Below are 10,885 nucleotides of genomic sequence, written 5' to 3' on the forward strand. Positions count from 1 at the left end.
ATGTGGCGTGGGATATCGTTCATCCCGATGACAAGGCCCGGACAATCGAGGCATTCGAAGATGTCGTCAGCGGCCGGCAGGTCACCTACGACGCAAACCGCAATGCGCTGCAGGCGCGCGATGCCACCCGCATCGGCGCCATTGCCCTGGCGGAAAAGACGCTGCCCGCCCCCAGCGGCGATCAGGCCAATCAGGGCGTCGTCGAAGCGGTGCGCAGCCATGGTCTCGATATCCTGCCCTGGCCGAAGGAGGCGACGATCCTGCGCCGCCGGCTTGCCTGGCTGCACAAGGGCCTCGGCGCACCCTGGCCGTCGATGGCCGATGCCGACCTAATCGCCGCGCTCGACGACTGGCTGCTGCCGTTCCTGCCCGGCACGGCCAATCTCAACCAGATCCCGGCGCATGTGCTTGTCGAAGGGCTGCGCGCGCTGGTGCCCCATGACCTGCAGCGCCGGATCGATGCGCTGGCTCCGACGCATTTCGCGGTACCGACCGGCTCGAACATTCCCATCCGCTACGATGCGGATGACCCGGTTCTCGCGGTGCGCGTGCAGGAACTGTTCGGGCTCGGGGTTCATCCTGCCATCGCCGGCGGAACCATCCCGCTGCTGCTCGAACTTCTCTCCCCGGCGCACCGGCCGATCCAGATCACCCGTGACCTGCCGGGCTTCTGGAAAGGCTCCTGGGCCGATGTGCGCAGCGACATGCGCGGGCGTTATCCCCGGCATGTCTGGCCGGAAGACCCGGCGCAGGCGCTGCCCACGGCCCGGGCCAAACCGCGCGGCACATAAGCCCGCCGTAAACGATGCAAAACGAGAATTCCCTTTGCATCGGGTTTGTTCTAAAGCTCGCCCATGGTTCAAGAATTCAGCATACGTTCCTCATACCTGTCGCGGCGGCTGCGGCTGACGACGCTGATCCGCCTGCGCTGGCTGGCCGTGGCGGGCCAGAGCATCGCGGTTCTCTTCGTCGCGCTCTATCTGAAGTTTCCGTTCCCGGTCAGCATCTGCTTTGCGCTGATTGCCTGCTCGGCGTGGCTGAACCTCCTTTTGTCGTTCCGCTACCCGATCAACCACCGGCTTGAACCGCGGGCGGCCATCACTGTTCTCGCCTTCGATATCCTGCAGGTGGCGGGCCTGCTCTACATGACCGGCGGACTGCAAAATCCCTTCGCCGTGCTGATGATCGTCCCGGTCATCATCTCCGCAACCTCCCTGCCCGCCTCGTCGACCGTAACGCTCGGTGTCCTCGTAACGGTCTGCGCGACGGCCCTTGCCTATTTCCACCTGCCCCTGCCCTGGTATCCCGACCAGACCTTGCAGCTGCCGTTCGTGCTGATTGCAGGGGTGTGGTGTTCCGTTGTTTCGGCGCTGGTCTTCACCGCCGTCTATGCCTACCGCGTTGCCGAGGAAGCCCGGCTTCTGGCGGATGCACTCACGGCGACTGAACTCATCCTGCAGCGCGAGCAGCATCTTTCCGCGCTCGATGGCCTTGCCGCGGCGGCGGCGCATGAACTGGGCACACCGCTTGCAACCATTGCGCTTGTCGCCAAGGAAATGCAGCGGGCGCTGGCGCAGGACGATCGCTTCGCCGAGGATATCGAGCTGTTGCGCTCGCAGACCGACCGCTGCCGGGAAATCCTGAAACGGCTGACCAGCCTGTCCTCCGAAAGCGAGGAACACATGTCGCGGCTGAAGATTTCCTCGCTGATCGAGGAAGTCATCGAGCCCAACCGCAATTTCGGTATCGGCATCGAGGTGACGAAACTGCGCGGCGAAGGCAACGAGCCGGTCATCCGCCGCAATCCGGGAATCATTTACGGTCTTGGCAATCTGGTGGAGAACGCGGTGGACTTTGCTCGCGAAACCATCCAGGTCTCCTGGGGCTGGACCGACAAGACCGTGCAGATCGTCGTTGCCGATGACGGCAAAGGTTTCCCGGCTGATATTCTCGACCGAATCGGCGAGCCCTATACCACCGGGCGCGACCGCGAGAGCAATGAACATGGCGGCGGCCTCGGCCTGGGGCTGTTCATCGCCAAAACCCTGCTGGAGCGTTCCGGCGCCGCCATCACCTTCCGTAATCGCAATGATCCGGGGCAAGGCGCAGAAGTTGTCGTGACATGGCCGCGCAATCAACTTGATGAACAAAACGGATAACCTTTGACTTTTTGTTCATTGCGAACCATTAACGGAGTATATTTATAAGAAATGAGCAGGAAACCCTGATGGAACACACGGATCAGGACGATATTGCGGCCATAGGCGGCGATCGGACACTGTTGCTGGTCGACGACGACAAGCCCTTTTTGCAGCGCCTGGCGCGTGCCATGGAATCCCGCGGTTTCACCGTTGCAACCGCTGAATCGGTCGAGGCGGGACTTGCCAGCGTCAAGACACATGCGCCGGCCTATGCGGTGGTCGACATGCGGCTGGGCGACGGCAACGGCCTTGATATCATCGAGGCAATCCGGGCGCGCCGCGAAGACACCCGCGCCATTGTCCTGACCGGCTACGGCAACATCGCGACAGCGGTCAATGCCGTCAAGCTCGGCGCCATCGACTACCTGTCCAAGCCCGCCGATGCCGATGAGGTGTTTGCCGCGCTGACCCGCCGCTCCGGCGCCAAGGTTGCCCCGCCGGAAAACCCGATGTCGGCCGATCGCGTCCGCTGGGAACATATCCAGCGCGTCTACGAAATGTGCGACCGCAATGTTTCCGAAACGGCCCGCCGTCTCAACATGCACCGGCGTACCCTGCAGCGCATCCTTGCAAAGCGCGCCCCGCGCTGACCTATTCCATATCCGTTTCGGGCAAGTGAATTCCGGACAATTCGGCCAGTGTCATGCGCGCCGCGCTGACCCGCGCAAAGCGCAGGGTCATCGCCTTGCGCGTCGCCCCGGACAATTTGTGCTCGGGCGCCTCACGCAGGATTTCCGCGCCATAACCATCCGAGAGGATGAACCCGCAGTCCTGCGGGAAAATATCAGCGGGAACGCCGGGATGGGTGGCAAAGAACAGCCGGTCGCAATGGGCCCGGTAGTCCGGCCATTTCTTGTCGACCTTCCAGTCCTCGATCGATGATTTGATCTCGACAATCCAGATCTCACCGCTGCGCGACACGGCAACCAGATCGGCGCGCCGTCCCGAAGCCAGCGGCAGTTCCGGCATCACCGCCAGACCAAGGTCAAGAAACAGCCGCTGCACGCCGCGGCGCACCAGCATGGCGTTCTCTGACTGACGACCATCGATGAGCGGGCTGGTCTGACCGGGAATCACAAGGGGCATGGTGCAAGTATCGCTGAGATCTGTACAACCGAATACGGCAAAAATGCACCACTTGGTTGAGGATAAGTATGGTTAACAGAAAACTACGCTTTACGGTTAATCAAGCATTAACAATAATGGCAGTAATGAGGGAAGACAACTGAATCGCCTTAGATTCGGCTAATACTTGATGGGGTGACTATGCAACTCAAGACAATCGTCCTGGCAGTTGGGCTGATGGGTGCAACTGCTCTGACCGGCTGTTCCACGATCGGCTTCAACTATTCCACTGCCTCCTATTCCTCCGTGACCGACGCCGGTTATGTGCTTCCTGCCATTCCCCGCGCCAAGATTCCCCCGCAGTTCCTGCGTCAGGAAGTTCGCTACGATGGCGGTGAAGCCCCAGGGACAATCGTTGTCGATACCAAGGCAAAGTTCCTTTACTTCGTCCTCGGTGACGGCCGCGCCATGCGCTACGGCATCGGCGTCGGCAAGCAGGGCTTTGAATGGCATGGTTCGGCACGCGTTGCCTTGAAGCGCGAATGGCCAACCTGGACGCCGCCGAAGGAAATGATCAAGCGCAAGCCTGAGCTGGCTGAGTTCCGCGACGGCATGGACCCGGGCCTGCAGAATCCGCTCGGCGCCCGTGCGCTCTACCTCTTCAACAAGGGCGGCGATACCGGCTATCGCCTGCACGGCACGCCGGAATGGTGGTCCATTGGCAAGGCCATGTCTTCGGGCTGCATCCGCCTGATGAATCAGGACATCATCGACCTCTTCAACCGTGCCGAGGTGGGTGCGAAAGTGGTCGTGCTGTAATTTGCCGATCGACGATTTGCATGAAAGGGCCGCCCGCAAGGCGGCCTTTTTCATATGTTCCAGGGATTGAGGGTCCGGACCCCTGTCGATGCAAAATCCGCAATGTTGCGGGTTACCACAACCATGCCATGGACCAGGGCCGTTGCAGCGATAAGCGCATCGCGCTCCGATTGAGGATCAGGGACGTGAAGGTGCGCGCAGCGTTGTGCGACAGCCGTGTCCACTGCGAGAACTCTTCCCTCGAACCGCGGCAGCACCCAATTGTCCCGCCACAGGCGCAGGATCGCTCCTCGTTGCGTATCACGCCGCTCTACGAGCAGCAGACCCTGTTCAATTTCCAGTATCGTGATTGCCGAGATGAAAAAATGAGAGAATGGTATGGTCGACGCCCATGCCATAACGTTCGCATCGGCTCTGTCCGGCCGGCGCATTTCGGAAATGAAATTGGTATCCAGAATAAACATCAGGACAGATCGGCTGGACGAAACCGGACATTCAGACTGGGTATGTCGAAATCAAAATCCGAAGGCTCTTGTTGCGCCAGCACATCGGCGAGGCTCTCCTGTCCTCCGGTGAGCTTCAGATATTCTTCCATGCTCAGGAGGACATGGGCAGGCCTGCCCCGATCCGTGATGAATACGGGGCCATTGTTTGCCGCCTTTTTGACGTCACTGGCATGCTGATTGAATTCTCTGCTCGAAACAGTTGTAATGCCCACAATGCACCTCTTTAAATTGTAGATACGTTACTACAAACCGGAACTGGGGGCAAACATCATCCGGTTACCGCAATCTGATTTATTTGCCGAACTGATTTTTGCCGTGTTGACCTGATCGACATGGCACCCATAGATTGCTGCCGATGCGCATAACCGGGAAGGTCCACATGTTCAAAACCATTGCCACCACGCCGTTCGATGACCAGAAGCCGGGAACGTCCGGCCTGCGCAAGAAGGTTCCCGAATTCCAGCAGCCGAACTACGTCGAGAATTTCATCCAGTCGGTCTTCGATTCCCTCGACGGCTTCAAGGGCAAGACGCTGGTGATCGGCGGCGACGGCCGCTATTACAATCGCGATGTCGTGCAGATTGCCGTGAAAATGGCCGCTGCCAACGGATTTGGCCGCGTTCTCGTCGGCCAGGGCGGCATTCTATCAACACCGGCGGCTTCCAATGTCATCCGCAAGTACAAGGCCTTCGGCGGACTCGTTCTGTCCGCCAGCCACAATCCCGGCGGGCCAACCGAAGATTTCGGTATCAAGTACAATATCAGCAATGGCGGCCCCGCCCCGGAAAAAATCACCGAGGCGGTATTCGCCCGCTCCAAGGTCATCGACCGCTATCTGATCGCGGACGCCGCCGATATCGACATCGACACCATTGGCAAGCAGCAGCTTGCCGGCATGGATGTCGAGATCATCGATTCCGTCTCTGACTATGCCGAACTGATGGAAACGCTGTTCGACTTCGATGCGATCCGCGCATTGATCAAGTCGGGCTTCACCCTGCGGTTCGATTCCATGCATGCGGTGACCGGCCCCTATGGCAAGGAAATCCTTGAGCACCGCCTCGGGGCGCCGGATGGAACCTGCGTGAACTTCGTACCATTGGAGGATTTCGGCGGGCATCATCCCGATCCCAATCTCGTCTATGCCAAGGATCTCTATGACCTCCTGATGTCGCCGGATGGTCCGGATTTCGGCGCCGCATCCGATGGCGATGGCGACCGCAACCTGATCATCGGCAAGGGCATCTACATCACACCGTCCGATTCGCTGGCGATGCTGGCGGCCAATGCGCATCTCGCGCCGGGCTACAAGGCCGGGCTGAAGGGCATTGCCCGCTCCATGCCGACCAGCGGCGCCGCCGACCGTGTGGCCGAAAAGCTGAAGATCGGCATGTACGAGACACCGACAGGCTGGAAATTCTTCGGTAACCTGCTCGACGCCGGCATGGCAACGATCTGCGGCGAGGAAAGCTCGGGCACCGGCTCCAATCACGTCCGCGAAAAGGATGGCCTGTGGGCCGTGCTGCTCTGGCTGAATATCCTCGCCGTGCGCAAGGAGAGCGTCCAGCAGATCGCGCGGGAACATTGGGCCGACTATGGGCGCAACTACTACACCCGTCACGATTACGAGGAGGTGGATTCAGGCGCGGCCAACAGTCTGATCGACGCCTTGCGGGCCAAGCTGCCGACGCTTGCGGGCAAGACTGTGCAGGGACTGACGATCACCAAGGCCGATGATTTTGCCTATCATGACCCCGTCGACAAATCGGTGAGTGAGCATCAAGGCATCCGCATTCTCTTCGATGGCGGATCGCGCATTGTCCTGCGTCTTTCCGGGACAGGCACGTCGGGCGCAACGTTGCGGCTTTATATCGAACGCTACGAGGCCGACCCCAAGCGCCACGATCTTGAAACGCAAAGCGCGCTTGCCGACCTCATCCGCGCCGCCGATGAGCTCACTGAAATCAAGACACGCACCGGCCGCGACAAGCCGAGCGTCATTACCTGACTTTCCAAATCAGTAACAACAAAAGGGCCGCGAAAGCGGCCCTTTTGTTGTCTGGAGCTTTACTCCGACTGGCCGCATACCGCGGCTGGCGTCAAAAGCGGCACGTCCTTGCCGTCCGCTCCGAAGGACGGTGGTATGTTTGTTGTTGGCTTTGATGCCCAGCAACTCGGTTTGTCACCAAGAGCAAAGTCGAGGGTTATGGGCTGTTTCGCAAATGGATCAATCGGTAGCCATGTACTGTCGTAGGGCTTGCCGTCAAGCTTGACGTTCTGGATATAGGTCGAGGCTGGCTTGTTCGTTGTAATCGTGATCAGCTTCTTGTCGCCTTGCCAGACAACCGCCTTTTCGAAAATAGGGCTGGTCAGGGTCAAACCGGGAACAGCCAGAATTTCCGGATAAAGGCCGAGTGCGCTCCAGACATACCAGCCGGAGGTAGCACCTTCATCGTCATTTCCAGGTAGACCCGACGGGGAGTTTGTATAGGTTTTACCAAGAATCCGGCGCACAAGTGCCTGCGATTTGTAAGGCTGGCTTGTCCAATTATAAAAGAAAGGTGTGGCAAACCCCGGCTCGTTGCCGACCCAAAGATAGGGTGAGTTCGTTGCAGCATTTACATACTTTGTAAAAGTGTCGAGACGATCGATGGCGTCTGTTTCCAAATTGGGATTGGTAGCCTTGTCCTTCACCAGCATCCGCAATAGCCAACGGATATTGTGGGGCACCATATAGGTATATTGTTCCGCATTACCCTCACGATAATTGTTCTTGCCACCCGTTGGCGTATATTTTGGCCATGTGCCGTCCGCATTGCGCGGCTGCAACTGCGGATATGGTTGCCCCTCCACTTTGCGCCACTCTGGATTAAACAAATTTGTCCAATTGTTTGAGCGCTTCAGCAGGGTAGCCGCGTCACCGGAACCACCACCTGCAACGAATTGGCTATTTTGTTTGTCCAGCGCATCAATAAAACGGGAAATGGCAAAGTCCGTACTGGCGTATTCCAAGGTGTTGGAGGTCGGCGTATTGTCATCGGATGTGGGACCTTCGCCGACAGTGAGATAGCCACGCTCTATATATTCCTTGATAAAGGGCAGAGTGGTCACGCCCCGGCACGTCGTCTTAGCCCCGGTCGCCATGTCGAGCATGATCTTGCGCGCTGTGGCGGTGTCAAAATTCGGGGCGCCAAACGCATGGATTTGCGCCACGATAATGGAAGCGCCATCGCCCGGCATGATGTTGCTGTTGGATGTGCCTTCGACCCACATCGGGAACACGCCGCCACATTGGTTTGCATCATTGATGAGAGACTGCGCCATGTCTGCGGCCTCATTAGGAGCGAGCAGAGCCTGCATGGGTGCGAGGGAACGATAGGAGTCCCAGCTTGAGAAAGTCGTATAGTGTACCCTGTCCTTTTCGACTTTCTCCACAGTTCCTTTGCCATCAAAGCTTGCATACTCGCCATTGGCATCGCTGAAGACCGAAGGCGCGAAAAAGGAATGGTAAAGCGCAGTATAGAATATTTTTTTCTGATCCTCGGTGCCGCCTGTGACCTGAATGGAATTCAGGCGTTTATTCCAGAGGCTATCGGCCCTTTTTCGCGCCTCATCGAAAGAGAGCGAAGCGCTTTCCTTCATCAGATTGTCTTTTGCATTAGCAATACTGACATAGGAAACACCCGCCTTCATACCGATAGTGGTAGCCTCCCCCGCCTTGGTTGCGAAGGTTAAAATAGTGCCCGATTTATTGGCGGTGAAGGCTTGGTCGAACTGCGCGGAAAAATAGATATTGTAGGTTGGCGCACCGCAGAAACCGCCGCCCGTTGTCCTGGCGGAAATAGTACGCGCATCAACGTCTACCTTCACGTCGTTTAGACTGGTAAATTTCAGGAAGGCACCCTTATCCTTGGGGAAAGTGAACTGCCCCAACCCCGTGCGGGTTGTTGCCGTCAATTCCGTTTTGATCTCATTATCGAATGTGACTTGATAATAGCCCGGATGAACGGTTTCCTTGTCATGGCTGAATTTGGCATCCCCGTCAGACGCATTGGACACAGGCTGAACCATGAACGGCGCGCGTGTGCCACACCCGACACCACTCAAATTGATCATGGGGAAACCATGAATTGCCGTCGTTTCATAGTGATAGCCACGCGGGGACCACACGCCGCTGATCGTGTCCGTCTCCGGTCCCCAGGAAACCATGCCGAGAGGTACATTGGCGCCTGGATTGACGAAACCGCCGAGCAAACTCTCCTTTTCCCCCGGCACATCCGATGCAGGCGACTGACCCGACCCGATCAGCGGATTGACATATTGTGTCAAGGCCGTATCGACGCGCAAGCCGACCGCCGCCTCCAACGCGGCAATGCGATTTTTGAAACCTTCGGCTAAATCTGTTCCGAGCTTTGCTTTGTCGACTGCATCCTTCAAACTGTCGAGCTTCGTCTGCAAGCTTGCAAGCGTCGCGGCATCGGCCTTGCCTGAATTCTTCAACTGCTTGAGCTCGTCGAGCAGAGGGGCGAGTGCTGCCGCTTCCAATTTCAGCTTTATTGCCTTGTCATAATCGTCTTTGAGTGCCGCAAACTGTCTTCGCAAAGGTTTAAGCGTGTCCAGATCAGCCTGTGAGGCCTGGGTTTGCCCATTCAGAGTTTTGAAATTGTCCGTCAGCGACTTGAGGCTGACACCCAACTCGTCGATGCGGGGCCCAAGCGCCTGCAGAGCTTCTATCTGGCCGACACGGCTTTGCAAAAGCTCGATGGTGGACTTGAATGCGGCGAATACCTCTTTCGAGGTGGCTGCGTTTCCTTGCAGAATCACGGTGTTCGCCTGCAAAGTGTCCACGGCGTCCTTCAGGCCCTTGATCGTTGCCTGATCGGCTTGCGTCTGGTTTGCGGCCGATTGCTGCAGTTGATTGACCTGGCCTTTCAATTGGCTGATCTCTTCCGCAAAAGTGCCTTGCAGCGTATCGGGCGTCGCTAGCTTTGCATCGTTCGAATTATTACAGCCCGCCAGTATGGTTCCGCCGAGAAGTCCGGCGATGATGACACATCTCAATGTCATTGGTTCCTCCCAAATAGATTTTGTCCTTAAATTTGTGCTTGAAATGATGCGTTGAAAAATAGATGTCGCGCCCGATACGCGCGTGGTTATAACAATCACGCTTTCAAACCGTACTCCTCCCAAAGCGATTTAAAACGATTGAAGTACGGTACCGGATTATTTCCTTAAGCCAATTGGTGTCAATTCATCTTAAGTCCAAGAGAATGATTTAGTCGCGTTGGTGGGCTTTCCCGCCAGATTGCAGAAACAATCCGGCCGCCACTGCCGTACACATTCTTAGGCAAGATGGCCATCGGGAAGGAATCCGGATATTTACCAGCCTGGGCTCTTTGACAAACTGCTACTCGAAAACAATCGCTGGAGCCGTCCGTCCGGGATCGGCCTTTGCCGCCTGCAGCTGGTCCCAGACCCTGGCGGCGATCTCGCGATAGACCTTCGCCTGCGGCCCTTCCGGATTGCTGATGACGACCGGCTTGCCGGCATCCGACATTTCCCGGATTTCCATCACCAGCGGCACTTCGCCAAGGAAGGGAACACCGAGCCGTTCGGCTTCAGCCCTGGCGCCGCCATGGCCGAAAATGTCGTAGCGGTTGCCAGTATCGGGCGCGATGAAATAGCTCATGTTCTCGACAATGCCGAGCAGGGGCACATCGACCTTCTTGAACATGTTGAGCCCCTTGCGCGCATCGATCAGCGCCAGATCCTGCGGTGTCGAGACGATGACAGCTCCGGCAAGCGGTACCTGCTGCGCCATGGTCAGTTGGGCGTCGCCGGTGCCGGGCGGCATATCGACCACCAGCACGTCAAGTTCACCCCACTGCACCTCGCGCAGCATCTGCGTCAGCGCGGACATCACCATCGGGCCGCGCCAGATCATCGGGGTTTCCTCGTCGACCAGGAAACCGATCGACATGACCTTCAGGCCATAGCCCTCCATGGGCTTGAGCACACGGCCGGAAACGACTTCCGGGCGGCCGGAGAGATGCAACAGGCGCGGCATGGACGGCCCATAGATATCCGCATCGAGAATGCCGACACGATGGCCGTTGGCCTGCAGACCGAGCGCCAGATTGACCGCGGTCGTCGACTTGCCGACGCCGCCCTTGCCCGAGGCGACGGCAATGATCGCGCCAACGCCGGGAACACCCGATGTCAGATCGTTGCCAGATGATTTTACTGTGCGCCCAGGGTCTGCACAGCAAGGAGGTTGCCGAACGCCTGGGTGTT

10 protein-coding genes are annotated in these 10,885 nt (G+C 58.0%); 5 read left to right on the plus strand and 5 right to left on the minus strand.

From position 1 onward, the window contains the following. The 3 genes from ACTJJ7_RS27830 to ACTJJ7_RS27840 all read left to right on the plus strand — a co-directional run. Positions 1-791, plus strand: a 791-nt coding sequence (locus tag ACTJJ7_RS27830; RefSeq protein ID WP_440969481.1) for an ATP-dependent helicase C-terminal domain-containing protein, incomplete at its 5' end; no start/stop codon positions are given. Positions 792-854: 63 nt separating this feature from the next. Beyond that, complete coding sequence (locus tag ACTJJ7_RS27835) at positions 855-2,159, plus strand: ActS/PrrB/RegB family redox-sensitive histidine kinase (RefSeq protein WP_105737975.1); 1,305 nt, start codon at positions 855-857, stop codon at positions 2,157-2,159. 68 nt (positions 2,160-2,227) lie between these two features. Further along, on the plus strand, positions 2,228-2,791 hold the full coding sequence (locus ACTJJ7_RS27840; RefSeq protein ID WP_105737977.1) for an ActR/PrrA/RegA family redox response regulator transcription factor: 564 nt from the start codon (positions 2,228-2,230) through the stop codon (positions 2,789-2,791). A 1-nt stretch (position 2,792) separates the two neighbouring features. Here ACTJJ7_RS27840 and ACTJJ7_RS27845 read toward each other — a convergent pair whose 3' ends face one another. Continuing rightward, the gene (locus ACTJJ7_RS27845) at positions 2,793-3,287 is read right to left on the minus strand and encodes an MmcB family DNA repair protein (protein WP_105737979.1); all 495 of its coding nucleotides are present in this window, start codon (positions 3,285-3,287) and stop codon (positions 2,793-2,795) included. A 180-nt stretch (positions 3,288-3,467) separates the two neighbouring features. Between ACTJJ7_RS27845 and ACTJJ7_RS27850 the strand changes: the two genes are divergently transcribed. Beyond that, positions 3,468-4,085, plus strand: a complete 618-nt coding sequence (locus tag ACTJJ7_RS27850; protein ID WP_130268492.1) for a L,D-transpeptidase — start codon at positions 3,468-3,470, stop codon at positions 4,083-4,085. A gap of 50 nt (positions 4,086-4,135) precedes the next feature. Here the strand turns inward: ACTJJ7_RS27850 and ACTJJ7_RS27855 are convergent, their stop codons facing one another. Beyond that, positions 4,136-4,549, minus strand: a complete 414-nt coding sequence (locus ACTJJ7_RS27855) for a type II toxin-antitoxin system VapC family toxin (protein ID WP_440969482.1) — start codon at positions 4,547-4,549, stop codon at positions 4,136-4,138. Continuing rightward, entirely contained in the window at positions 4,549-4,803 is a 255-nt protein-coding gene (locus ACTJJ7_RS27860) for a type II toxin-antitoxin system Phd/YefM family antitoxin (protein ID WP_440969483.1), read from the minus strand. Before ACTJJ7_RS27860 ends, ACTJJ7_RS27855 begins: the two co-directional genes overlap by 1 nt. 167 nt (positions 4,804-4,970) lie before the next feature. On the opposite strand from ACTJJ7_RS27860, the gene ACTJJ7_RS27865 reads away from it, so the two are divergent. Continuing rightward, positions 4,971-6,599, plus strand: a complete 1,629-nt coding sequence (locus ACTJJ7_RS27865; RefSeq protein ID WP_440969484.1) for an alpha-D-glucose phosphate-specific phosphoglucomutase — start codon at positions 4,971-4,973, stop codon at positions 6,597-6,599. 59 nt (positions 6,600-6,658) lie between these two features. Here ACTJJ7_RS27865 and ACTJJ7_RS27870 read toward each other — a convergent pair whose 3' ends face one another. Both ACTJJ7_RS27870 and ACTJJ7_RS27875 read right to left on the minus strand, forming a co-directional pair. Continuing rightward, positions 6,659-9,658, minus strand: a complete 3,000-nt coding sequence (locus ACTJJ7_RS27870; protein WP_440969485.1) for a GH92 family glycosyl hydrolase — start codon at positions 9,656-9,658, stop codon at positions 6,659-6,661. 340 nt (positions 9,659-9,998) lie between these two features. After that, on the minus strand, positions 9,999-10,885 hold an 887-nt coding region (locus ACTJJ7_RS27875; protein ID WP_440969486.1), incomplete at its 5' end, for an Mrp/NBP35 family ATP-binding protein.

Origin of the sequence: Phyllobacterium sp. 22229 (assembly GCF_052056495.1) — a bacterium.
In the GTDB taxonomy this organism is placed as follows: Bacteria; Pseudomonadota; Alphaproteobacteria; order Rhizobiales; family Rhizobiaceae; genus Phyllobacterium; species Phyllobacterium myrsinacearum.